The 22826-nt window shown below is 43.8% G+C and carries 23 protein-coding genes and 1 riboswitch; of the genes, 1 reads left to right on the top strand and 22 read right to left on the bottom strand.

The features are described from left to right. Positions 1–141 precede the first annotated feature (141 nt). The 19 genes from pheT to G7Y32_RS09840 form a co-directional block, all read right to left on the bottom strand. Complete coding sequence (pheT, locus tag G7Y32_RS09930; RefSeq protein ID WP_165213301.1) at positions 142–2547, bottom strand: phenylalanine--tRNA ligase subunit beta; 2406 nt, start codon at positions 2545–2547, stop codon at positions 142–144. A gap of 56 nt (positions 2548–2603) precedes the next feature. After that, entirely contained in the window at positions 2604–3125 is a 522-nt protein-coding gene (locus tag G7Y32_RS09925; RefSeq protein WP_165213299.1) for a GNAT family N-acetyltransferase, read from the bottom strand. 20 nt (positions 3126–3145) lie between these two features. Then, a complete protein-coding gene (gene pheS, locus G7Y32_RS09920; RefSeq protein WP_165213297.1) occupies positions 3146–4189 on the bottom strand; it encodes a phenylalanine--tRNA ligase subunit alpha in 1044 nt (347 codons plus the stop codon). 318 nt (positions 4190–4507) lie between these two features. Next, the gene (locus tag G7Y32_RS09915; RefSeq protein WP_165213295.1) at positions 4508–5377 is read right to left on the bottom strand and encodes a DNA/RNA non-specific endonuclease; all 870 of its coding nucleotides are present in this window, start codon (positions 5375–5377) and stop codon (positions 4508–4510) included. A 52-nt stretch (positions 5378–5429) separates the two neighbouring features. After that, positions 5430–5621, bottom strand: coding sequence for a DNA-directed RNA polymerase subunit beta (locus tag G7Y32_RS09910; protein WP_165213293.1), 192 nt, complete (start codon positions 5619–5621; stop codon positions 5430–5432). Beyond that, entirely contained in the window at positions 5621–6889 is a 1269-nt protein-coding gene (gene murA, locus G7Y32_RS09905) for a UDP-N-acetylglucosamine 1-carboxyvinyltransferase (protein ID WP_165213291.1), read from the bottom strand. Before murA ends, G7Y32_RS09910 begins: the two co-directional genes overlap by 1 nt. A gap of 61 nt (positions 6890–6950) precedes the next feature. Continuing rightward, on the bottom strand, positions 6951–7187 hold the full coding sequence (locus tag G7Y32_RS09900; protein ID WP_241154233.1) for a DUF1146 family protein: 237 nt from the start codon (positions 7185–7187) through the stop codon (positions 6951–6953). 349 nt (positions 7188–7536) lie between these two features. Then, positions 7537–7956 (bottom strand): F0F1 ATP synthase subunit epsilon, encoded by a 420-nt coding sequence (locus G7Y32_RS09895; protein WP_165213289.1) that lies wholly within the window; start codon positions 7954–7956, stop codon positions 7537–7539. A gap of 12 nt (positions 7957–7968) precedes the next feature. Then, positions 7969–9375, bottom strand: a complete 1407-nt coding sequence (gene atpD / locus G7Y32_RS09890; protein ID WP_165213287.1) for a F0F1 ATP synthase subunit beta — start codon at positions 9373–9375, stop codon at positions 7969–7971. Between the two features lie 188 nt (positions 9376–9563). Beyond that, a complete protein-coding gene (locus tag G7Y32_RS09885) occupies positions 9564–10442 on the bottom strand; it encodes a F0F1 ATP synthase subunit gamma (protein ID WP_165213285.1) in 879 nt (292 codons plus the stop codon). 12 nt (positions 10443–10454) lie between these two features. Then, positions 10455–11960 (bottom strand): F0F1 ATP synthase subunit alpha, encoded by a 1506-nt coding sequence (gene atpA / locus G7Y32_RS09880; protein WP_004227609.1) that lies wholly within the window; start codon positions 11958–11960, stop codon positions 10455–10457. Between the two features lie 15 nt (positions 11961–11975). Continuing rightward, complete coding sequence (locus G7Y32_RS09875; protein WP_165213283.1) at positions 11976–12512, bottom strand: F0F1 ATP synthase subunit delta; 537 nt, start codon at positions 12510–12512, stop codon at positions 11976–11978. Further along, on the bottom strand, positions 12512–13009 hold the full coding sequence (gene atpF / locus G7Y32_RS09870; protein WP_165213281.1) for a F0F1 ATP synthase subunit B: 498 nt from the start codon (positions 13007–13009) through the stop codon (positions 12512–12514). Before atpF ends, G7Y32_RS09875 begins: the two co-directional genes overlap by 1 nt. Positions 13010–13029: 20 nt before the next feature. Continuing rightward, a complete protein-coding gene (gene atpB, locus G7Y32_RS09865; protein WP_165213279.1) occupies positions 13030–13734 on the bottom strand; it encodes a F0F1 ATP synthase subunit A in 705 nt (234 codons plus the stop codon). Positions 13735–13771: 37 nt separating this feature from the next. Then, positions 13772–13969 carry a F0F1 ATP synthase subunit C gene (locus G7Y32_RS09860; protein WP_004229660.1) on the bottom strand — a complete coding sequence of 66 codons (198 nt, stop codon included), beginning with the start codon at positions 13967–13969 and terminating at the stop codon, positions 13772–13774. A gap of 232 nt (positions 13970–14201) precedes the next feature. Beyond that, positions 14202–15218 carry a diacylglycerol kinase family lipid kinase gene (locus tag G7Y32_RS09855; protein WP_165213277.1) on the bottom strand — a complete coding sequence of 339 codons (1017 nt, stop codon included), beginning with the start codon at positions 15216–15218 and terminating at the stop codon, positions 14202–14204. 9 nt (positions 15219–15227) lie between these two features. Beyond that, positions 15228–17186, bottom strand: coding sequence for an NAD-dependent DNA ligase LigA (ligA, locus tag G7Y32_RS09850; RefSeq protein ID WP_165213275.1), 1959 nt, complete (start codon positions 17184–17186; stop codon positions 15228–15230). 67 nt (positions 17187–17253) lie between these two features. Further along, positions 17254–17754 (bottom strand): QueT transporter family protein, encoded by a 501-nt coding sequence (locus G7Y32_RS09845; RefSeq protein ID WP_165213273.1) that lies wholly within the window; start codon positions 17752–17754, stop codon positions 17254–17256. Positions 17755–17756: 2 nt separating this feature from the next. Beyond that, positions 17757–17852: riboswitch (PreQ1 riboswitch) on the bottom strand. Positions 17853–17931: 79 nt separating this feature from the next. After that, positions 17932–18327 (bottom strand): ABC transporter ATP-binding protein, encoded by a 396-nt coding sequence (locus G7Y32_RS09840; protein WP_165213271.1) that lies wholly within the window; start codon positions 18325–18327, stop codon positions 17932–17934. A 79-nt stretch (positions 18328–18406) separates the two neighbouring features. Here G7Y32_RS09840 and G7Y32_RS09835 point away from each other — a divergent pair, with 79 nt between their 5' ends. Continuing rightward, positions 18407–18859: a GtrA family protein gene (locus G7Y32_RS09835; protein WP_165213269.1), complete on the top strand. Its 453-nt coding sequence runs from the start codon at positions 18407–18409 to the stop codon at positions 18857–18859. A 44-nt stretch (positions 18860–18903) separates the two neighbouring features. Here the strand turns inward: G7Y32_RS09835 and budA are convergent, their stop codons facing one another. The 3 genes from budA to ldcB form a co-directional block, all read right to left on the bottom strand. Continuing rightward, positions 18904–19623, bottom strand: a complete 720-nt coding sequence (gene budA, locus G7Y32_RS09830; protein WP_165213267.1) for an acetolactate decarboxylase — start codon at positions 19621–19623, stop codon at positions 18904–18906. 74 nt (positions 19624–19697) lie between these two features. Further along, positions 19698–21371: an acetolactate synthase AlsS gene (gene alsS, locus G7Y32_RS09825; protein ID WP_165213265.1), complete on the bottom strand. Its 1674-nt coding sequence runs from the start codon at positions 21369–21371 to the stop codon at positions 19698–19700. A 375-nt stretch (positions 21372–21746) separates the two neighbouring features. Beyond that, the coding region (ldcB, locus tag G7Y32_RS09820; protein ID WP_206221367.1) for an LD-carboxypeptidase LdcB/DacB at positions 21747–22826 on the bottom strand (1080 nt) is incomplete at its 5' end.

Genomic DNA, 22826 nt, shown 5'->3' with positions numbered 1-22826 from the left:
TTTTGTCTGTTTTCTGAAAACTTTCATGTTTTTCTTGGGTCCTTCTTCCGAAGTTTCTCGTTAGCTATTTGAACATTCGGAAATAGAAAAAATCTAGCCTTGATAACAAAACTATCTTAGCTAGATTTTTTTTAGGTTCTCTTAACGCACTTCTGCTGAAACTTTTTCAGTCAGGGCCTTAGTAATTTTTTCCATGTACTTAGCCACTTCTTCGTCAGTCAAGTTATCGCTTGGATTTTGGAAGGTCAGGCTGTAGGCCATAGACTTCTTACCATGCGCAATATTGTGGCCAGCATAAACATCAAAGAGTTTGATCTTAATCAGCCGTTTGACGCCAGCTCCTTGAATAGCATCGAGGATGGCTTGGTGGCTGACAGCTTGATCGACCAAAAGTGCTATATCACGGGAAACACTTGGGAATTTGGGAATCTCCACAAAGGCAGAAGCCGGTTGTAATTTATTCTGGACAGCTGTCAAATTGATTTCTGCCACGTAGGTTTCAGGAATACCGTAGTCTTTCGCTACTTCTGGGTGGATTTGGCCAACAAAACCAAGGGGCTGACCATCTAAGATGAGGCTGGCAGTTCGGCCAGGGTGCATGGCAGCTAAGCCTGATTCTGCTACAAACTCAACCGATAAATCCAATTTAGCAAAGAGAGTTTCTAAGATTCCCTTGACATAGAAGAAATCGACTGGCTGAGCCTCTGTCTGGAAATCCTTTTCTGCCACCAGACCCGTCACTGCTAGGGCAAAGGTATCCAACTCGGTCGGGAGGTCTGCTTTTGGATTGCCCTTCTGTTCAAAGACCTTTCCAATTTCATAGATAGCTATATCCTTATTCTTACGGGCAACATTGTAGGCAATGGTATCCAACATACCAGCTACAATGTTTTGCCGTAAAGCTGAACGTTCGATGGACATCGGCCACATGAGTTCGGTCACATTGGTAGGATTTTGTGTGAATTGAACGGCTTTTTCTGGTGTTGTTAAAGCGTAGGAAATGATTTCAGAGAGACCTGCACCTTCGGCAATAGTCCGCACCCTGCGCCGAAGTTTTTGAGTGCTGGTTAATTCTCCTGCTGTTCCTGCAGCTTCAGGCAGGGTAGTTGGTAATTTATCGTAACCGTAGATCCGAGCGATTTCTTCAACCAAATCAGCCTGAATAGCAATATCCCAACGGCGACGAGGGACAGTAACGGTGAAGCGTTCTTCATTTCCGGCTACTGGGAAATCCAGTTTGGCAAAGATATCTTGGATGTCAGCCATGGTCAGTTGGGTTCCCAAGCGAACATTGACATAATCCAAACTGGTTGAAACTTGGACGGGTTCTGTCGGCAAGCTACCTGCTTCCACTTGACCAGCTAGGGTTTGACCACCGGCCAATTCGTCCAGCATAGCCGCTGCATAATCGAGAGCTTGACCGACTGTGTCATAGTTAATACCTTTTTCAAAGCGGGAAGAACTTTCGGAGCGCAGGTTGAGACGAGAGCTTGTCTTACGGATGGATTGACCATCAAAGACAGCAGCTTCGAGGACAACGGTTTGACTAGCGGAATCAATTTCAGTTGACTGACCGCCCATAACACCAGCTAGCGCTACCGCCTGATCTGCTACGCTGATAACCAAATCATCAGCAATCAATTCGCGTTCTTCACCATCAAGGGTAACCAATTTTTCACCAGGGCGGGCATCGCGGGCAACAATGGTCTTGTCAGCAAATTTGTCATAATCAAAAGCATGCATTGGCTGTCCAAAATAGAGAAGGACATAATTGGTCACATCGACCACATTATTAATCGGACGAATACCAGCATTCATGAGCAGGTTCTGCAGCCATTGGGGACTTGATGCAACGGTTACATTTTCAACTACCCGAGCCTTGTAGGTCAGGGCTTTATCAGACTCAATGGCAACAGCAATCTTCTCAGCTGCCTTTTGAGCACCTTCATGCACATCTCTTTCAGGGAAATGGACAGACTTGCCATAGATGGCCGCAACTTCGTAAGCAACCCCACGCATAGATAGGGCGTCTGCTCGATTAGGAGTGATAGCCAGTTCAATAATCTCATCATCTAAATCCAAGTAGGGGAAGACACTTTCCCCAGGCACTGCCGCTTTAGGTAGTATTTGAATCCCATCGGAAAATTCTTTGGGAACAATGGATTCAGACAGACCCAATTCTTGTAGGGAACAAATCATTCCCAACGATTCCATGCCGCGGATTTTTCCTTTTTTAATCTTGTAATTATCGGCTATGCGGGCACCGGGCAAAGCGACAATAACTTTTTGACCAGCGGCAATATTTGGAGCACCGCAAACAATCTGACGCGGTTCCTCATCGCCAGTATCCACTTGACAGAGATGAAGATGGGTATCTGGAACATCTTCACACGATAAAACATCTCCCACAACGAGTTTAGACAGACTCTTAGCCGGTGTTTCTACACCTTCGACCTCGATCCCTGTCGTTGACATTTTTTCAGCGAGCTCGGCTGTTGTGACATCCACGTCAACCAGCTCTTTTAACCATTTATATGATACAAGCATAATTTCGTTAGCACTTATAGGTCAATCCTAATGACCCATTTTGTGCTTCCCTCCTATTATTTCAGTTTCTTCTTTAAAAGCCAATCCACATCAACCTTATCCTCAGAAACGGAGAAGGCATGTTGGCTAAAGCGCTCAAAGCCGTACTTGGCATAAAACTTTTGTGCCTTGACATTCTTTTCCCAGACCCCTAACCAGGCCCACTCAAAACCAGACTGCTGAGCTTGCTCAAGGGCGTACTCAAAGAGCCTCTTGCCAATACCTTGCCCTTGAAATTCCTGCAGAACATAGAGTCTTTGAATTTCATAGGCCGCATCCAATTCATTTTCTGTCTGGGCAGCTCCCCAATTAGTCTTGAGAAAGCCGGCGGGCTGACCATCCACTTCTGCCAAAATATGCAGGGATTCTGGATTGGCCAGTTCTTGTTTTAAGGTCTCCAGCGAATAAACTTGGGCAAAATACTCTGCCAACTGCTGGGGACTATTGTCATGGGCAAAGGTCTGGCGAAAAGTTTCAATTGCCAAAGCTTGCAGAGCTGGTAAGTCAGCCTGCTTAATTTCTCTAAGTTTGAGGGTCATAGGAACCTCCCTAAACATCTTTATTTGAATTGGGCTGAGAAGCGAACATCACCTTGATAAAAGCTGCGAATATCATTGATACCGTAACGCAGCATGGCAATCCGTTCTTGACCAAGACCAAAGGCAAAGCCTGAATATTTTTCAGAGTCGACGCCAGACATCTCTAAGACACTTGGGTGAACCATTCCGGCACCGAGGATCTCAATCCAACCGGTCTTCTTGCAGACGTTACAGCCTTGACCGCCGCACTTGAAGCAAGAGACATCAACCTCAACAGATGGCTCGGTGAATGGAAAATAGGATGGACGCAGGCGAATCTTGCGGTCTGCTCCGAACATCTTCTGGCTGATCATTTGCAGGGTGCCCTTGAGATCCCCCATGGAAATATTTTCGCCGACAACCAGACCTTCAATTTGATGGAACTGGTGAGAATGGGTAGCATCATCAGTATCGCGACGGAATACACGTCCCGGTGAAATCATCTTGAGCGGTCCCTCAGAGAAATCATGTTGATCCAGAGTGCGAGCTTGGACAGGGCTGGTATGAGTTCTGAGCAAGATGTCTTCAGTGATATAGAAGGTATCCTGCATATCCCGAGCTGGGTGATTCTTAGGCAAATTCATCCGCTCAAAATTGTAGTAATCACTCTCAACTTCAAACCCATCGACAACTTGAAAGCCCATACCAAGGAAAATATTTTCGATTTCTTCGGATATTTGCGTCAAGATGTGCCGGTTTCCAAGATTAACCTTGCGGCCTGGCAGTGTCACATCCAGTGTTTCTGATTCCAATTGCGCTTGAATCTTAGCGGCTTCAACAATTTTAGCTTGCTCTTCAAAGGCTTGTGTCAAAATGTCACGCACCTCGTTAACTTGTTTACCAATAACTGGGCGCATCTCACTTGATAGATCTTTGAGTCCCTTGAGTAGTTCTGTCAATGATCCCTTCTTACCTAAAACAGCAACCCGCAGGTCTTGCAATTCTTTACTATGATTGCCATTCATTTCTTTGAGCTTAGCCTTGGTTGAGACTTTTAGCTCTTCTAACTGTTTCTGTAAATCCATCTTGAGATTTCCTTTCATCATCACTAAGGTTAGAGCTGCAAAAACTAGAAAAACCGCCTGCCAAAACTCCATAAGTTCGGAGCGTTGACACGCGGTACCATCCGTTTTCATCTAGCTAACTAGACCTTAATTTACTAAGTCCTTAATATGAGTGAATTCACAAGGCTTTCCTTGAGTGAACTTCCAGTCGATGATTCACATTCCCTTTTCAAGTATGACCTAGCTACTAGTCTCACAGACTCTCTATTCAATTGCCTCTATTCTAACAAAATTTTGTTAGGCTGGCAAGATTCTTAGGCTCTTTTCCTAAGAACACCCTCAGCGCTTAATCTTCACCTGCCCTGAGTAGTAATCCAGTATTAGATCTCGCTGTACATTAGGGATAAAGACATTAAATTCCAAACTACCATCAGATGACTTAGCTTCTAAATGGCTGCCTGAGGCAATTAAGTTGTCGCCTTGATAAATTAAGGTCACTCGGTAGCGAACCCGCTTGCGCTTATCCAGGGCCTTGCGGATCTGGGTTTCATAGTAATTCTGTCCCGTCGAATCCTCACTGCTGGCTTCATTAGCCCAGGCTGTCTGAACAGCGACATTGGCGGGATTACTCGTTGAAGCATCAAAACCTCGAAGACTGCCTGCTAAGGAATAAGCAATCAGATGGCCACGATCTACAGCATGATCATAGACTCCAGCAAGACCTGTTCGCTGATGCCAACCTGCTGGTGTCCAGTCGGTTGAGCCATTACCTGTTTCCTGACGATTACGGTACTGACGGGTAGATTTGGTCAGAAGAGCATTGGCGATACTTGGAACGGTCTGACCTTGAACAACTTTTGTTTGATTGTTGACATAAGGAGTACTAGCCACCTGAGCATCTAAATCTGTCTTATTGCCATTGAGAATATAGGCTCCTGAACCATTCCAGCTAATTTTAGCAGGCAACTGGTTTTTAACTTCTTGAGTCAATACACTGTCAGCTAGGTCTCGACTAGGAGCTTCACCGCTGAAACTAGACCTTTTCTGTTGCTCTCCCGTCAACTGCTGCGCTATTTGCTTGATTGGATTTTGATTGGATAGTTGATCAGTGGTTGCCAGCAAGCCCAAAATTAAAAAGATTGCCAAACTGACCAACGAAATCAGAGCTTTCTGCTCCCGTTTCAACGTTGATTTTGATTTTTTCGCCATAATAATTTCTCTAAAAATCCCGATTAGCCTACTTGCTTATCGGGATTTTAACTTAATTTCCTGTAAATTTATCAAACAAGGATTGCCACTTATCCGGTGATAAGATAGACAAAGGATTGTGACCCTGACCGAGGACAGCATAACCAAGCATCAGGCCAACCGCAAAAAAAATTAGACAAAGAAAAGTAACCAGCAGAATCAAAGCTAACTGATGTCTAATATAGGCCAAACCTGATTTTGTCATTAGCCATTCACCCTCTCGATATCTGCTCCTAAAGCTGCTAGCTTCTCGTGGAATTTGTAGTAGCCGCGGTCCAAATGGGTTAATTTACCAACTGTTGTCGTCCCTTGTGCTACCATCCCAATCAGAATTAGGGCTGCGCTAGCTCGCAGATCTGTTGACATGACCTGAGCCCCTTGCAAGTCTTGACCACCATGGATAATGGCCGTATCTCGCATAATTTCTGAATTTAATCCCATCCGGCGCATTTCTTCTAAATGCTGGAAACGATTCTCAAAGACAGTTTCAATCATGGTTGATTCACCTTGTACAACAGCCATCAGAGCTGTGAATTGAGCCTGCATATCTGTAGGAAAGCCTGGGTGAGGTAGCGTCTTCACGGTCACTGGTTTCAGCTTATTGATATCCGACTTAACGCGGATACCCTCGTCTTCTTCAGTGACTTCTACTCCCATTTCCAAAAGCTTAGAAATTAGGGGGCGATTGTGTTCCCAAACAGCTGATTTAACCAGAACATTGCCAGAGGTCATGGCTGCGGCCACCATAAAGGTACCGGCTTCGATTCTGTCTTGAACGACATCATGTTCTGCTCCATGCAGTTGATTCACACCTTTGATGGTCAAGGTTTCTGTCCCAGCTCCACGGACATTGGCTCCCATTTTATTAAGAAGAATAGCCAGATCAACAATTTCTGGTTCCCGAGCTGCATTTTCAATGATAGTTGTCCCCTGAGCCAAAGTAGCCGCCATCATGAGATTTTGCGTCGCTCCTACTGAAGGGAAATCCATATAAATATTTGTTCCTTTCAGATGGTCAGCTGTCGCAGTGATATCCCCGCCTACTTGGCTAATCTTGGCTCCCATGGCCTCCAACCCCTTGAGGTGAAGATCAATGGGACGGCTGCCGATGGTACAGCCACCTGGCATAGAAACCTTGGCATGACCATTACGAGCCAAAATAGGCCCTAGAACAACGATAGATGCCCGCATTTGACTGACATATTCATAAGGAGCCTCATCCAAAAGCTGTCCAGTAGCATCCACGGTAACTTGATTTTGTTCTTGATCAAAATCGACTTCAACATTTAGGCCCCGAACCACATTATTCATAGTAAAGACATCCGATAAAATCGGGACATTGCTCAGTACAGTCTGGCCTTGAGCAGGCAAAATTGTTGCTGCTAAAAGAGGAAGAACCGCATTCTTAGCCCCTTCAATCGTCACTTCACCTTGTAAGCGTGTTTGACCACCCTTAATAATAATTCTATCCATGCTTTCTCCATTTTTCGCAAGTATTTTCCTTATTATATCATAAGATTAAGAAAAAGCCGCTTTAGTGAACTGTAGTAAGAATTGTCATAGAAAGGGATATAACAGATAAAAAGAAAGAGCTGACCAAAAAGCCTAGACCAATAGACAGAAACATGACTAAAAGATTAATCTGCCTGAAATTATCGGGATTAACACGTAAAATTTTTTCCCAATTGACTAAACGAGTTAAGAGATGAAAACTCATGAGAATAAAAAAGAGATGGCAAATGATAGTAATAAGTGATTGTAAAATTTCCATGACCTTATTTTATCATGAATACGCATGATAAACCAAAAAGAAAACCAGCTTCGCTTCCACTGCTCTCTAGTATAGTTCTGGCTTAATTGTCTTTTTCTGACAGCCTTTTACAGCATTCAATAGACTTGAGAATAGCAAGAAAGACCTAAAAAGCCCCCAAAATTGGGAGCTTCTTGTTATCTAAAAGGTTCACTGAACCAGCTACGCTTTCTGATTTCAAGGCTCGGGATAAAAAGGTCCACAGAACCGGCCTCGCTTTCTGATTTCAAGGCTCGGGATAAAAAGGTCTACAGAACCGGCCTCGCTTTCTGATTTCAAGGCTCGGGATAAAAAGGTCCACAGGACCTTTTTATTTATTCCCAACGCTGATACGATTGAGGGCACGGCGCAGAGCGACTTGAGCGCGGCGAACATCATCAATTTGATGACTGGCTTCCGCCTCGTGCAACTTGCGTTCAGCTCTTTGTTTAGCCCGCTCAGCTCGTGAAATATCAATATCACGTGATCGCTCGGCCGAATCCGCTACAATCGTCACGGTATTGTCCTTAATTTCAAGGATACCACCATTGACAGCAACCCAGTCGACATGATTATCATCGTCAATACGACGGATTTTCATCTCATGGACTGTCAGCGGAGCAATGGTGTTGACGTGATTAGCCAAGATCCCCATCTCACCATCAGTTGTAGTCACTGAAATATAAGTGGCATGGTGATCATAACGAATCCCATCAGGTGTTACGATCTGTACTGTCATATGATCAGTCATAGCATCACCTCATTAAAAGCCCATTTTTTTAGCTTTTTCAACAACATCCTCGATTGGACCAACACTACGGAAAGCGTCTTCTGGTAGGTCATCGTATTTCCCATCCAGAATTTCCTTGAAGCCGCGAACCGTTTCAGCGACTGGTACATAGGAACCTGGCTGTCCTGTAAATTGTTCCGCCACGTTAAAGTTTTGTGACAGGAAGAATTGGATGCGACGGGCACGACCAACCAAGACTTTTTCATCATCTGACAATTCATCCATACCCAAGATGGCGATGATATCTTGCAATTCATTATAACGTTGCAAGACTCGTTGCACTTCTGTTGCTACTTGGTAGTGTTCCTCACCGACAATTTCCGGCGCCAAAGCACGAGAGCTTGAAGCCAGAGGATCGACCGCTGGGTAAATTCCCATTTGAGTCAGCTTACGTTCCAAGTTAGTAGTTGAATCCAAATGCGCGAAAGCTGTTGCTGGCGCTGGGTCAGTATAGTCATCGGCTGGTACATAGATAGCTTGAATTGAGGTGACAGAACCCTTCTTAGTTGACGTAATCCGTTCCTGCAATTGCCCCATTTCTGTAGCCAATGTGGGTTGGTAACCAACGGCTGATGGCATCCGGCCAAGCAGAGCTGATACTTCAGAACCGGCTTGAGTAAAGCGGAAGATATTGTCAATAAAGAGCAGAACGTCTTGACCTTCAACATCACGGAAGTATTCTGCCAACGTCAGACCAGTCAAGGCAACACGCATGCGTGCTCCTGGTGGTTCATTCATTTGACCAAAGACCATGGCGGTCTTTTCGATAACTCCCGATTCTTTCATTTCCCAATAAAGGTCATTACCTTCACGAGTCCGTTCACCAACACCGGTGAAGACGGAAATTCCACCATGTTCTTGTGCAATGTTGTGAATCAGCTCTTGAATCAGGACCGTTTTACCAACACCGGCACCACCAAAGAGGCCGACCTTACCACCTTTTAAGTAGGGAGCCAAAAGGTCGATAACCTTAATGCCTGTTTCCAAGATTTCTGATGAGGTTGATAATTCATCAAAGCTAGGAGCTTTCTTATGGATAGGTTCACGCTCTGCATCTTCTGCGAATGGCTCATCCAAATCAATGGTTTCACCAAGCACATTGAAGACACGTCCTAGAGTTTCTTTACCAACTGGTACACTAATGGCACGACCAGTATCGAGAACTTCTAGTCCACGCGTAAGCCCATCAGTTGATTCCATAGCAATGGTACGCACAAGACCGTCACCCAATTCAAGGGCAACTTCGAGCACGATTTTTTCTTTCTTATCGTTGTTTTTATAAACGACCAATGCATTATTAATCTCAGGAAGCTTATCGTCTGTTGCAAACTTAACGTCAACAACAGGTCCAACAACCTGAGCAATTTTGCCTGAGCTCATGCTAAATTCCTTTCAATTTATGATATAAAGAACTCTTTCGTCTACTGAAGATTTTCCTAGAGGATAAGGAAACTAAGCTCCCTTTCTCTCACAAAATAAATCTCTATTCAAATCATGGGACTAAAACTTAAGCGTCTTAGCACAATAGCTGAAACTTCGTTCTAAAAGAACGACCGCTTCTTGACCAATTATTCCAAGGCGTTAGCACCAGCAACAATTTCAGTAATTTCTTGCGTAATCGCTGCTTGGCGAGCCCGGTTATATTGAATGGTCAAGTCATTAATGACATTCTTCGAGTTGTCTGTCGCTGTCTGCATAGCTGTCATACCAGCCGCATGTTCAGCTGTCTTGGCATCGACAATAGCCCCATAAATCAAACTCTCTGTATATTGAGGTAAGAGTTGTTCCAAGATGGCTTCCCGATCAGGTTCCAATTCAAAAGCATTGGAAGCCTCCTTTTCGGATTCGTTAGCATCAAGGTCAACAATGGGCAACATCTGTTCAACCCGTACCTGACTGGTCAAGCTATTGATATGGTGGTTGTAGCAGACATAAAGCTCATCGAAGAGCTCTTCTTTATACATTTCAACAGACTGCGAAATGATTTGCGAGACTTGATCAAAAGCTGGTTGATCTTCCAGACCGCGCAGTTCAAAGGCTAGGTCAATCCCACGAGCTTTAAAGAAGTCCGAGCCAGTACCACCGATAGAGATAATGGCGTAGTCATTCTTTTCACTGTGATATTCCTCAATCAAGTCCATGACTGCCTTGAGAATCTTAGCATTATAGCCACCGACCAAACCTTTGTCAGAAGTAATGACAATATAGCCAGTCCGTTTAACGGGACGAGCGGCTAACATGGGATTGTCGGAACCATTGGTCAACTCAGCATGCAGCAAATCTGTTGTGATTTGACGAATCTTGGACGCATAGACTTGAAAATCCTTAGCAGCTTGTTCAGACTTCGTCAATTTAGCGGCAGATACCATTTGCATGGCACTCGTAATTTTACTTGTTTTTTCGGTTGAAACAATTCTTGTTTTGATTTCACTCAGAGAACCTGCCATAAGTCTGCCTCCTTATTCAAATGAAGACTGATCTTTAAAGTCTTGAATGGCAGCATCCAAAACGGCTTCTTCAGGAAGGTCTTTCGTGGTCCGAATCGTTTCAAAGATATCAGCATGATGTACCTCAAAGTACTCATACATCGCTTGTTCAAAGGTCAAGATATCGTTAACTGGAACACTATCCAAGAAACCATGGGTTAAAGCATAAAGAATCAATACTTGTTTTTCAACTGGAAGCGGCTGATGAACTGGCTGTTTGAGGACTTCTACTGTCCTGCGGCCACGATTCAATTTAGCCTGAGTTGCTTCATCCAAATCAGAACCGAATTGGGTGAAGGCTTCCAACTCACGGTAAGAAGCCAAATCCAAACGCAGGGTACCGGCAACCTTCTTCATGGCCTTAATTTGAGCAGAACCTCCAACCCGTGATACCGATGACCCTGCATCGATAGCTGGACGAATGCCTGAATTAAAGAGGTTTTCTTGCAAGAAGATTTGTCCGTCGGTAATAGAAATGACATTGGTCGCAATGTAGGCCGAAATGTCACCTGCTTGCGTTTCAATGAAAGGCAGTGCCGTAATAGAACCGCCACCCAATTCATCAGACACCTTGGCAGACCGTTCCAAAAGACGGCTGTGCAAGTAGAAAACATCCCCTGGGTAGGCTTCACGTCCTGGCGGACGACGGAGCAAAAGAGACAGTTCACGGTAGGCTACAGCTTGCTTAGATAAATCATCATAGACGATTAACACATGCTTACCGTTATACATAAACTCTTCAGCCATGGCGACACCAGCATAAGGTGCGATGTAAACCAAAGGTGAAGGCTGTGAAGCAGAGGCTGTCACAACGATAGTATAATCAAGGGCACCATACTTACGTAAGGTTTCCACTTGGTTACGAACCGTCGATTCCTTTTGACCGATGGCAACATAGATACAAATCATATCTTGATCCTTTTGGTTCAAGATAGCATCAATGGCAACCGAGGTTTTACCTGTTTGACGGTCTCCGATAACCAATTCCCGTTGTCCACGACCAATTGGTACCAAGGCATCAATAGCTTTGAGTCCTGTTTGTAGAGGTTCTGAGACACTCTTACGTTGCATAACACCCGGTGCAGGTGTTTCAACCGGACGGGTTGCATTTGTGTTAATATCACCAAGTCCATCAACAGGTTGACCAAGCGGGTTGACCACCCGGCCAATCAGTTCAGGACCAACTGGGACTTCCATGATTTTACCGGTACGCTTAACGGTATCTCCTTCAGTGATCTCTGAGAAATCTCCTAGGATGATGATACCAACATCATTGGACTCAAGGTTTTGAGCCATACCATAAGCACCATTTTGGAATTCGAGCAGCTCACCGGCCATGGCATTATCCAAGCCGCGAGCTCGGGCAATCCCATCACCAACGTAAGTTACTACACCAGTTTCAGTGACGTCAAAATTTGGCTGGAAGTTTTCAATTTGCTTTTTAATTAAAGCACTAATTTCTTGAGCATTAATGGCCAAAAGTCACACCACTTTCTATTTAAGATTGTTTTTTAGTTGTTGTAATTGACTGCGAATACTAGTATCAATTATTTTATTATTGGCCTTGAGGACAAAGCCACCGATGATTGCGTCATCAAGTTCTTCAATAATGTCTCGGGCATTAATTTCGAATTTTTGGTGACTGAGCTTGAGAATCCGTTCCTTCTGCTCTTGTGTCAGAGGGACAGCAGTCGTCACCGTCACAGGAAATTCACGGGTTGCTTGAACCAGTTTGTCCGAAACAGCTTGAAAGATTGGCTCAATCAGACGTTCACGTTCGTTAAGCAAGATGACTTCAAAGAAATTTTTCAAATAATGTGATGAAAACTCTTCAAGACTTCTCACTAAACTGACCTTGTCTTCACGAGCAAGTGCAAGATTTGACAGGTAGGAAGAGAGTTGGGTCTCTTTGAAAACTGTCAAATAGGTTGAGAGTTCTTCTTGAATCTCAGACACAAGACCTTTCTCAAGGGCCACTTGACTCAGACTGTCGGCATATTGCTCAACAAGAGTTTGTGTTTTACGATCCATTAGGCATCTCCTAGCTGATCAAGATATTGGTCGATCAAATCAGATTGAGCCGACTTGTCTAAATTTTTGGCCATGACTTTTTCAGCCAACAAGACAGTCAAATCAGCCACATCTCCCTTCACACTTGAAAGGGCTTCTGCCTTATTTTGAGCGATATCTTGATTAGCTTTTTCCTTCAGGCGCTCAGCATCTGCACGCGCATCTGCGACAATTTTACTTCCCTGAGCTTGACCCGTTTCTTTAGCATCATCAATGATTTTAGCGGCATCATCTTTCGCAGCATTCAGTTCAGCTTGACGCTTTTGGGCATAGCTTTCAGCTTGTTGACGAGCATTTTCAGCATCATCAATATCCTTAGCAATCTTTTCCTCACGTGCTTTAAAGATTCCAGTAAGCTGCTTCCAAGCAAACTTACGAATCAAGATAAGCAGGAGAAGGACAGAACCGGTCGTAATAATGATATTACCAAGGGTTGTACTATTAATCAGTATAGACATATTTCTCCTCACTTTCTCTATTAATCATTAACTTTACCACCTATATAGTTGGAACTAAGGATGATAAAGACATAGGCTTGAATGAAGCCAATAAAGGCTGAAAAGGCAACCCAGAGCAAATTGAGTACAAAGGCCAGAGGTCCTGTAAAGATGGAGACCATAGCTAACTTCAAAATTAGGCCAGTAACAACTTCACCAGAAAAGATATTACCAAAAAGCCGCAGAGCCAGAGACGCAATGTTTGTAAATTGCTCCAAAATATTCATGGGCAACATAGCTGGGTAAGGAGCTAGGAAACCCTTGAGGTAACCCTTAACACCCCTTTTGCGCACGCCTTCAACATGGCAGACAAGCGCAATCAACAAAGAGAGAGTAATGGTAACGCCAAAGTTTGAAGTTGGTGATGTCCAAAAATTTAGTTTCCCTGTCCTAATAGCTGTAATCAAGCCAATATTATTAGCTGTGAAAACAAAAGTAAAGATGACAAAGAGGAGCAAACTATAATTTTTAGTATAACCACCTAGATTTTGCGAAATCGTGTTATTGACGAATTCATACAAAAACTCAAGGACATTTTGTTTTCCCTTAGGTTTAAGGGACATCTTACGAGTGGCCCAGAAAACCATGAAAAAAATCACCAAGACCGTCAAGAGAGACATACCTAAAATGGTCAAATCAAATGTGATACCTAAAAAAGATACGCTTGGATTAGTTGTAGATTCCAATCCTTATCCCTCCTTCTTCTCTAAAATTTGGCTAAGTTTACACAATGTAGCTAAGCGCAAAGAGAACGAAAAAGGTACCTTCGATAAAGGCAACACCAGTAAACATCAAGGTTTGCAGTTTACTGAACATTTCTGGTTGGCGAGCAGCTGCCTTAGCAATATTGGCAACCAAGATACCTTCACCGATTGATACACCCATAACGGCAAGTCCGAGACCTAAGATCGTTAAATTCATGATAGAATTCTCCTTTAAAATTTTTTACCTAGTTATTTTAGTCCTATTTGGTGGGAAAGTCAATGATTTCACGAATTTGTAAAGGCTTACTCCTGACTCTTTTGTTTAAACTTAGAATTTCGTGCTCATCATCGGCTTTTTACTTGGAATTCCAAGACTTTGGCAGTCTTCTAAAATAGGGTCTATGTCGACACCTCTATCAATAGAAAAAACAGGTCTGCACCTGCTTTTTCTATTGATCTTCATCTCCAAGCTCATCAACTTCGTGGGAGAATTTCTGGGCGATGGCTTCAAGGGCTAATTCCTCAGTATCTAAATCGAAGGCATCGTCAGAAATCTCGTCGGTATCTGCGAAGAAATCCAGATGATTTTTTAGATTTTCCAAGGTAATTGGAGCATCGCCGCCGTATTCACCATCCAGATTGATCATCATCCGGTCATCAGTCTGAGGTTCAATGACGATTTTACTGGTCTTGATGTATTCAATCCGCTTATCGCCGATATGTTTACCGCCCTGAAGCAGCTTGCGTACTAGACGGGCAATATCAATTAGATTAGCTGTTTTGACAATAATCAAGGTAAATTTACCATCATCTAATTTTGCATCAGGAGCAATGGTTTCAAAGCCACCCACTGAATTAGTGATGGCGGCAAAGATCATTGAAGCTTCACCATCATAGACACCTTGGTCATGAGTAATCTTCACCCGAGCTGTTTTAACTCGAGGCAGAAGTTCAACCCCTTTGACTAAATAAGCTAAATAGCCAATCATGGTCTTGAGCTGGCTTGGCACACTGTAGGTCAGTTCGGTCAAGGTTCCTGCGGCTGCAATATTGACAAAATAGGTATCGCCATGAGCTCGGCCAACATCCAAATGAATCAATTGGTTTTTGCCGATAATCTTGGCTGCTTCAACAGGATTACCACGAGGAATTTTGAGAGCCCGAGCCAGATCATTAGTCGTCCCTGTTGGAATTAAAGCTACTTTGGGCCGCTTAGTCAGGGGCGCTAAGCCGTTGACCACCTCATTGATAGTTCCATCTCCCCCAGCTGCAATAACCAAAGAAAAGCCAGCTTTAGCTGCCCGAGTTGCCTCATTCTTAGCCGAGTCAGGTTCGGGGGTTGTCTGAAAAGCTGAGGTTTCATAACCAAAGCCTTCTAAAATATTAAGGACTTCGGCTACGTTTTTTTTCATAATTTCCTGACCTGATGTTGGATTATAAATCAGGCGGGCACGTTTTCGTCGCATTTTCTCCTCCTATAAATTAGACAACCATTCTTCATCGCGAATGGTAATGCCTAACTCCTGAGCCTTGGTCAGCTTAGAGCCAGCATCCGTTCCTGCAACCACAATATCCGTATTCTTAGATACTGAACCGGTGACCTTGGCACCTAGATTTTCTAATTTTTCTTTGGCCTGACTGCGTTTGAGGCTGACCAACTTACCTGTCAGAACAACGGTCATTCCTGACAAGGTTGCATCCTCGGCTACTCGCTTACCTAGATATTCAAAATTAAGTCCTGCTGCCTCTAATTCAGCCATTAGCTGTTTGGCTCCGGCGGTCGCAAAATAATCTTGGAGCGACTGAGCAATGACACCACCCAGTCCTTCAATTTCAGCAATAGCATCAAATCCAGCCACCATGAGAGCGTTTAAGGAGCCGAATTTTTCTAAAAGCAGTTTGCTGGCCTTGGCACCAACATGGCGAATCCCCAAGCCAAAGAGCAGCTTTTCGGCCGAATTTTCCTTAGAAGCTGAAATGGCTTGGAAGAGCTTGCCAGCTGACTTCTCTTTCACACCGTCCAAAGTCAGCAAGTTCTCAACTGTCAGCTGGTAGAGGTCAGCCACATCCTGAACCAAATCAGCCTGATACACTTTTTCAATCATTGAGGGGCCTAAGCCCGTGATATTCATAGCATCGCGGCTGGCGAAGTGAATCAGTTTTTCCTTGAGCTGAGCCGGACAGCGAGGATTGACACAGCGTAAGGCAACTTCATCTTCATAATGCACGAGCTGGCTCTGGCAAGATGGACAGGTTTGCGGGATCGTCATAGGTACTTGATCCTGCCGTTTCTCCATGACAACATTGAGAACAGCTGGAATGATATCGCCAGCCTTATAGACCAGAACCGTATCATCGAGACGGATGTCCTTGTCGGCAATATAATCAACATTGTGGAGAGTGGCCCGACTGACTGTTGTACCTGCTAATTGAACGGGAGTCAGATTAGCTGTGGGTGTAACAACGCCTGTCCGACCGACAGTCCAGTCAACCGAGAGGATTTTAGCCTCTTTTTCTTCAGCAGGAAACTTATAGGCAATAGCCCAGCGAGGAGCCTTGACCGTAAAGCCCAGTTCTTCCTGCATGGCTAGACTATTAACCTTGATAACAATACCGTCGATATCGTAGGCTAAGTGTTCACGGTCTGCTTGTACGGCTTGAATGAAATCCCAGATCTCATCCATGGAGCTGGTAACGATCCGACGAGGATTGACGACAAAACCCAGTTTAGCAAACCCTTCTAAGACGGCTTCTTGGGTGGGAAAATTGGTTTCGCCAGCCTCTTGGTAGATGAAAGTAGCTAGCTTTCTTTCGGCAACAACCGAGGTATCTAACTGACGCAGAGTTCCAGCAGCTGCATTTCTTGGATTAGCAAATTCATCTTGACCTTCTTCTCGTCTTTTAGCATTGATAGCTTCAAAGGAAGTCCTTGGCAGATAGGCTTCACCACGCACCGTAATGGTTTCACCACCAGGCAGACTTAAGGGGATGTCTGGAATTCGCTTGAGATTTTCAGTAATATTTTCTCCAACCGTTCCGTCCCCTCTGGTAGCCCCGATTTGCAGCTGGCCATCAATATAGGTAAGAGAGATGGACAGACCGTCAATCTTCAACTCAGCCAAGTAGGAAGCCGAAGGGAACTCCGACTTAACTCGACGGTCAAAATCGTCCAGCTCCTCACGTGAAAAGGCATCCTGCAGAGAAAAGAGCGGATACTCATGAGTGTATTTTTCAAAGCCTTCTAGCACCAAACCGCCAACTCGGTGGGTGGGACTATCAGGCTGAACGAGCTCCGGGTGAGCCTGCTCTAAGTCAATCAATTCTCGATAAAGTTTATCGTACTGAGCATCTGAAACAGACGGCTTATCTTCAGTGTAATATTCGCGAGCATAACGATTCAGCTGGGCAACCAGCTCTTTCATACGATTTTCCATAGTATCTTTATTATATCATGAAATAAGAAGGGAATTAAGACAAAAAGCCCTCTGAGAAGGCTTTTTGTCATTTTGTTAAATCAATACGTTTGGCCAGTAGGCTGATGAGGTAGCCGCCAACTAACAGAGAGGCAAATTCTCCTACTGCTGTTGTCAACCAAGTCAAGAAAAATGGGACATGGCTGACAATATTCAATTCTGCAGCAATGATGAACATGCTAGATGAAAAGAGCAGATTGAAGTAGAAAAAGGCCAGATTGTAACCCAAAACAGTTTGATCCATAAATTTCCTGAAAAGATAGACACCTAGGCTGACAACCAGCAGGGTTTGTGCACTGCCGACAAGAACATCAATAGGACCAAAGCTATAAAAATTGGAAATAGCACAGCCTAGAGTTAGGGCGATAATATATTTTGACTTATAAAAAGCTAAAAAATTGAGCATTTCAGATAGGCGGAACTGATAAGCGCCGTAGCTGATAGCATTAAAGGGAGGCATGGCCGTAAAAATAAAATAGAGGGCAGCCACTAAGGCAATTTGCACCAAATCACGGACTGAAAATTTCATCTTATTTATTCTCCTTTAGCGGGATGACCGCTTAAAATATGCTTGGTGAAAAGAGTTAAGCACCAAGGGCTGAAAGCCAGCCTTTTTAGTATAGCACAAGTCTCATTAAAAAAGAAGGCAGCCTGACTGGCTCAGCCTTCAACTGATTACGTTCTCTTAGAGCGCCCCTTAGTTACTCTAATCCAGTTTAACCTTCTTGACGACCTTTTTTTCCATAATAAAATACTTCTGCTTAATATGATAGTCATCGTGAGTTCGCTTAAAGTGCCCTTCTTCACTAATGAGATAGTCTCCTTGGTCACGGTAGTTGGAAAAAGGAGAAATCCCAAAAGTCGTCACCAGAATAAAAACAATCAAGGTCGGAACGGCAGCAAGAAGGAAGCTTCTCCACCAAGTTAGTTTACCGAGCAATAGCAAGACCAAACTTGGACTGGAAATCAGCAAAATCAAACCGATATGCATAACCCTTGTTTCCCAAGCTAGACCATACAACGAAAGCACCCAGTTACCTGGAAAGATAATGATTAATGCAACCAGCCATACTATAATCAAAGGGGCCTGCCAACGTTTCATAAGAATTTTCCTTTTATTTTAATTTTAAATTTTACTGCCCATTCTAGCATATCCATCGCTTTTATGCTAAAGTAATGATATGAAAAAAATTAAATCTCTCATTATTTGGGCTTGGAATAATGAAGCCATGAAGTATCTTTTTTTCGGCGGATTGACCACCATCGTCTATATGATTAGCCGAGTTGGCCTCTTTGCTCTTTTGCGCATGCCCCTGACAACGACGGTTGCAGCTAATGCTATCGCTATTATTTTCGCCTTTGTGACTAATGATATTTGGGTTTTCAATCAAGCTAGATCTGGTTGGTTTGGCCGCTTTATCAAATTTGTCACTGCCCGCCTGCTCACTCTGGGGCTTGATTTTGGTATGACCTTCATCTTCGTCAATAGCTTTCCGCATCTAGTCGGCCAGTTTGTCAATGATAACCTTGCTATGGTTAACGGCATTGTCGGAGCTATCAGTCAGATCTTAATCATTTTAATCAATTATATTTTGAGCAAACTTTTCATCTTTGATAATAAAAAAGTAGACTAAATAATACCTAAAAAATCTGGCTTTATCAGGCCAGATTTTTTCTGTTATTCAGATTTATTAATGTCTTCCTTCAATTCATCCAAATTAAATTTCGCAAAGAGATAATTGCGGTCCTGAACTGGGAAGCGTTGGTCCAATTGATCAACCGGACCAATCTCTACTGTCCCATCAGTCATGACATAATCCATGACATGACCGCCAAAAACTAAGTCATCAGAAATAAAGTGGAGGTGATAGCCAGCTACACTGACTCCATGGAACATCTCAGGTGTCCAAAAACCAACAATGGTTCCTGAGACATCCTCAGCCGTATACTCGGGTTGGCGGGTAGCAACTTCCGCAAATTTTTCTCCACTTTGAGCTCTTGGAATCATGCGGACATGCATGTGTTTGAAATGTCCCTTGATTTTAATGGAACGAAAAAGATTTGCTCCATCGTAATAGGATTCAATCCGATCTTCCAGCTCCTTATCCGTTGTTTCATAGCGCTGTTTAAAGACCACCTCTGCATGGTGGGGAACCACCGCAGCATAGGGAACCTTGGTATCTGGCTTCACTTCAACAACTTTAAGGTTGCCATTTTTGCTAGTGGTTTGATAAGCCTTGCCATCGAGAATAACCAGTTCTCCATCAATGGAATCAAGTGTACCAATACCCAAGTCGCCATGCTTAAGCAATTCTCCGATGGTCATGGAACCATCGTAGAGACCTGCGAAGAGGGCATTCAAGGTATTATACTGAAATAATTTAATGACATCTGCCATGTCGTTTATATCCTTCTTTCTTTTTAAGAACCCGTCATTATAACTGCTTACAAGCGTCAATCTAACTACAAATATTAATAAAACTCTTCCGGCAAAATAGTTTCAGCCAAGGCGGTATTATCCTTATAGTCAATTGGGATATCAATCAAAACAGGTCCCTGATCAGCATCAACTAGGGCTTGTTTGAGGGTAGCTTGGAAGTTTTCCTTACTATCTACGCGGTAGCCCTTAGCTCCGAAACTCTCTGCATATTTTACAAAATCAACCGAGCCAAAGTCAACCCCTGAGGAACGGCCATACTTCTTCTCTTCTTGGAATTTAACCATGTCATATTTACCATCATTCCAAATAAGATGAACAATTGGCAGTTTGAGACGGACAGCTGTTTCCAATTCCTGAGCTGAAAAGAGGAAACCGCCATCACCAGAGATAGAGACCACCTTGGTATTTGGCCGCAAGAGAGCTGCCGAGATTGCCCAAGGCAGAGAGACACCTAAGGTCTGCATCCCATTTGAGAAAAGCAAATGACGGGCTTCATAAGACTTAAAGTAACGGGCCATCCAAATATAGTGACTGCCAACATCAACAGTAACCGTCATATCATCAGCAACATTATCTTGCAAAACCTCGATGACATCCAGAGGATGGATGAGGCCAGTTTTAGACTTCGTATCAAACTTGAGGTCTTGAACAACTTCTTTCTTGAGATTTTGCAAGTACTCAACTGAACCTTCGGGCAGTCTATAGCCGGAAATGGCTGGTAACAGCAGATCAATGGTTTCTGCAATATTACCAATCAATTCCCGCTCAGGCTGAAAATAGGTATCAATTTCTGCCGTATCAGTATCAATCACGACAATGCGGGCAGAGATTTCAGCATTCCAGTTACGAGCTTCATATTCAATGGGATCATAACCAATTGCGATAACCAAGTCGGAACGTTTAAGCAACATATCCCCCGGTTGATTGCGGAAAAGGCCAACCCGGCCGAAGAAGGTCTCTTCTTCTAAATCACGAGAAACAATACCAGCCCCTTGGAAGGTTTCCACGACAGGAAGCTTAACAGCTTGGAGAAGACGGCGTAAAGCTGCCGTTACACGTCTGGTTGAAGCGCCGTTTCCTAAAAGAAGAACAGGCAGAGCAGCATTGCGAATGGCTTGAGCCAAATAGTTAATATCATCAACCGAGGCTGATCCCATCTTAGGATCAGTCAGGGGTTTGATCGCCTTGACCGAAACCTGACTGTCAGTCACATCCTGCGGAATAGAAATGAAGCTTGCTCCCGGCTTTCCTAGCTTAGCATAGCGGTAGGCATTAGCTAGAGTTTCAGAAATCGTATCAGGCTCCTGAACTTCTGCGGCATACTTGGTAATCGGCGCCATCATGGCCACATTGTTCATGGACTGATGGGCACGTTTGAGCAGGTCAGCCCGTTTAACTTGACCACCGATAGCCAGAACAGGATCCCCTTCATCGGTAGCTGTTACTAGCCCTGTGGCCATATTGGACACCCCCGGACCTGAGGTTGCAATAACGACTCCCGGCTCACCTGTAATCCGTCCAACCCCTTGCGCCATAAAGACCGCATTTTGTTCATGGCGGGCTACAATCAACTCAGGCCCCTTATCCTCAAGGGTATCAAAAACTCGGTCAATTTTGGCACCAGGAATACCAAAGACATACTTGACATCGTGGTTGATGAGACTATCTACTACTAGGTCAGCTCCGTAGTTCTGTTCTTCTGTCATATCCTTACCTAACTTTCTAACAATAAAAAGGAAGCTCCTGTGATATTTAAAAAATTTCACAAAGTTTCCCTTAACTTTTTACATAATGTATATCAATTATAGCACGTTTTTTAACATTTTCTAGTTAGAAAGTTTGTGAAATAATGAGCATTAAAAAGAGGCTGGAAAAAAAGTATTCCATCCTCCTATTTTTGCAGTAATAACAGTTTAGCGCAGTGGTTGGGAGAAAGACTTGTTGGCTCTACCAAGAAGTCTTTCCCCTGCACAGTTCATTAGGTGCTTTAGCACCAATGAACCACTGCTGATTGGAGGTCCTTATCTTGGGGTGCAGTTCCATTTTCAAGCCCCCCTTAAACAGTCCACTGGACTGTTTAACTAATCAATTGCGATATAACGGCGGTTGCCACTGTAGGCTATGTAAGAAATCCATGTTTTGCCCTCTGCATTTCTGACACTATCATAATTGACACTTTGACCTACAGTATAGGTTGCCAGAGCTGGACTTGATTGGCTAGGAGCAGACCTCACATAAGATTCCCTGGTAAAGGTATAGCGGCCACTAGAAGGAATAGCATTTGCTTGGGCGTGACTTTGTAATGGCGAATTAGCTGGACTGCCGTAGTCACCGCCTTCAACACCTAGGTATTCTTCTAAACTCAAACCAGACTCGTGAATATCTTGGGCTTCTTGACCAATATAGCGGATATGCCAAGGCTCTTGCATAAAGCCCGTAATGCTTTCCTTACCAGGTTGATAGCGAACGATAAAGCCGTAACGATGGGCATTGTCTCTTAACCACTGAGCTGCTGCTTGATCTTCGAGCAAGTTACCAGATCTATCGGTTAAATCAAAAGTTAGACCAGTTTGGTGCTCACTATAGCCTGGCCTTGCGGAATAACGATCAGCTGCTGCTTGACCGTCTTGATTGACGTAAGATTGATAAAGATTCTTTTGATAGTCATACGTTCTAAATCCACTATAGGCATAACCAACATTGTATCCCTGATTAATCATGTCATTACGCAACCGAACAAAAGCATCTTTGGCAACGGCGTTTTCACCCGGATTGTATGAACTGGACAGAGCATATTTTTTATTGACAATCAGGATTGGTCCATGCTTACCTGCAACATAATAGTAAGAACCATTATAAGAAGGGCTCTTCTTTTCTCCTGGTGTTGGCTCAGGAACCGTTGTCTGGGTGGCAGCTACCCCAACCAGCTTATTATTGTTGTCGACATAGTACAGATGAATCATATAGGTACCTGTCTCATACTGATGTTCAGACAGTTTCACAGTCACTTTATAACTATTATCGGCCTGTTTATTAGCATCATACCAGATAATATCATCTTGGTCACGATTGCTGGTCCAAACAGGAACCTTGACCGCTACAATACCGTTGCTGTTCGACACATTGGTAATCAGGACATCAAAACCATCGGAAGTCTGATT

It is taken from the genome of Streptococcus tangpeifui, from assembly GCF_011038795.1.
GTDB classification, from domain to species: Bacteria; Bacillota; Bacilli; order Lactobacillales; family Streptococcaceae; genus Streptococcus; species Streptococcus tangpeifui.
The sequence above is the reverse complement of the archived record's forward strand: the minus strand, read 5'-3'. Positions and strand labels throughout refer to the sequence as shown.

Bases quoted from the DNA above. Each gene is read 5' to 3' on its own strand.
- budA (WP_165213267.1), bottom strand. From the start codon at position 19,623: ATGGCAGATGTCATTAAATTATTTCAGTATAATACCTTGAATGCCCTC.
- G7Y32_RS09915 (WP_165213295.1), bottom strand. From the start codon at position 5,377: ATGGCGAAAAAATCAAAATCAACGTTGAAACGGGAGCAGAAAGCTCTG.
- G7Y32_RS09845 (WP_165213273.1), bottom strand. From the start codon at position 17,754: ATGAAATTTTCAGTCCGTGATTTGGTGCAAATTGCCTTAGTGGCTGCC.
- pheT (WP_165213301.1), bottom strand. From the start codon at position 2,547: ATGCTTGTATCATATAAATGGTTAAAAGAGCTGGTTGACGTGGATGTC.
- G7Y32_RS09900 (WP_241154233.1), bottom strand. From the start codon at position 7,187: ATGGAAATTTTACAATCACTTATTACTATCATTTGCCATCTCTTTTTT.
- alsS (WP_165213265.1), bottom strand. From the start codon at position 21,371: ATGACAGAAGAACAGAACTACGGAGCTGACCTAGTAGTAGATAGTCTC.
- G7Y32_RS09925 (WP_165213299.1), bottom strand. From the start codon at position 3,125: ATGACCCTCAAACTTAGAGAAATTAAGCAGGCTGACTTACCAGCTCTG.
- G7Y32_RS09855 (WP_165213277.1), bottom strand. From the start codon at position 15,218: ATGCGACGAAAACGTGCCCGCCTGATTTATAATCCAACATCAGGTCAG.
- murA (WP_165213291.1), bottom strand. From the start codon at position 6,889: ATGGATAGAATTATTATTAAGGGTGGTCAAACACGCTTACAAGGTGAA.
- G7Y32_RS09885 (WP_165213285.1), bottom strand. From the start codon at position 10,442: ATGGCAGGTTCTCTGAGTGAAATCAAAACAAGAATTGTTTCAACCGAA.
- G7Y32_RS09860 (WP_004229660.1), bottom strand. From the start codon at position 13,969: ATGAATTTAACGATCTTAGGTCTCGGACTTGCCGTTATGGGTGTATCA.
- atpD (WP_165213287.1), bottom strand. From the start codon at position 9,375: ATGAGCTCAGGCAAAATTGCTCAGGTTGTTGGACCTGTTGTTGACGTT.
- G7Y32_RS09910 (WP_165213293.1), bottom strand. From the start codon at position 5,621: ATGACAAAATCAGGTTTGGCCTATATTAGACATCAGTTAGCTTTGATT.
- G7Y32_RS09895 (WP_165213289.1), bottom strand. From the start codon at position 7,956: ATGACTGATCATATGACAGTACAGATCGTAACACCTGATGGGATTCGT.
- G7Y32_RS09840 (WP_165213271.1), bottom strand. From the start codon at position 18,327: ATGAAACGTTGGCAGGCCCCTTTGATTATAGTATGGCTGGTTGCATTA.
- G7Y32_RS09875 (WP_165213283.1), bottom strand. From the start codon at position 12,512: ATGGATCGTAAAACACAAACTCTTGTTGAGCAATATGCCGACAGTCTG.
- atpF (WP_165213281.1), bottom strand. From the start codon at position 13,009: ATGTCTATACTGATTAATAGTACAACCCTTGGTAATATCATTATTACG.
- ligA (WP_165213275.1), bottom strand. From the start codon at position 17,186: ATGGAAAATCGTATGAAAGAGCTGGTTGCCCAGCTGAATCGTTATGCT.
- pheS (WP_165213297.1), bottom strand. From the start codon at position 4,189: ATGGATTTACAGAAACAGTTAGAAGAGCTAAAAGTCTCAACCAAGGCT.
- G7Y32_RS09835 (WP_165213269.1), top strand. From the start codon at position 18,407: ATGAAAAAAATTAAATCTCTCATTATTTGGGCTTGGAATAATGAAGCC.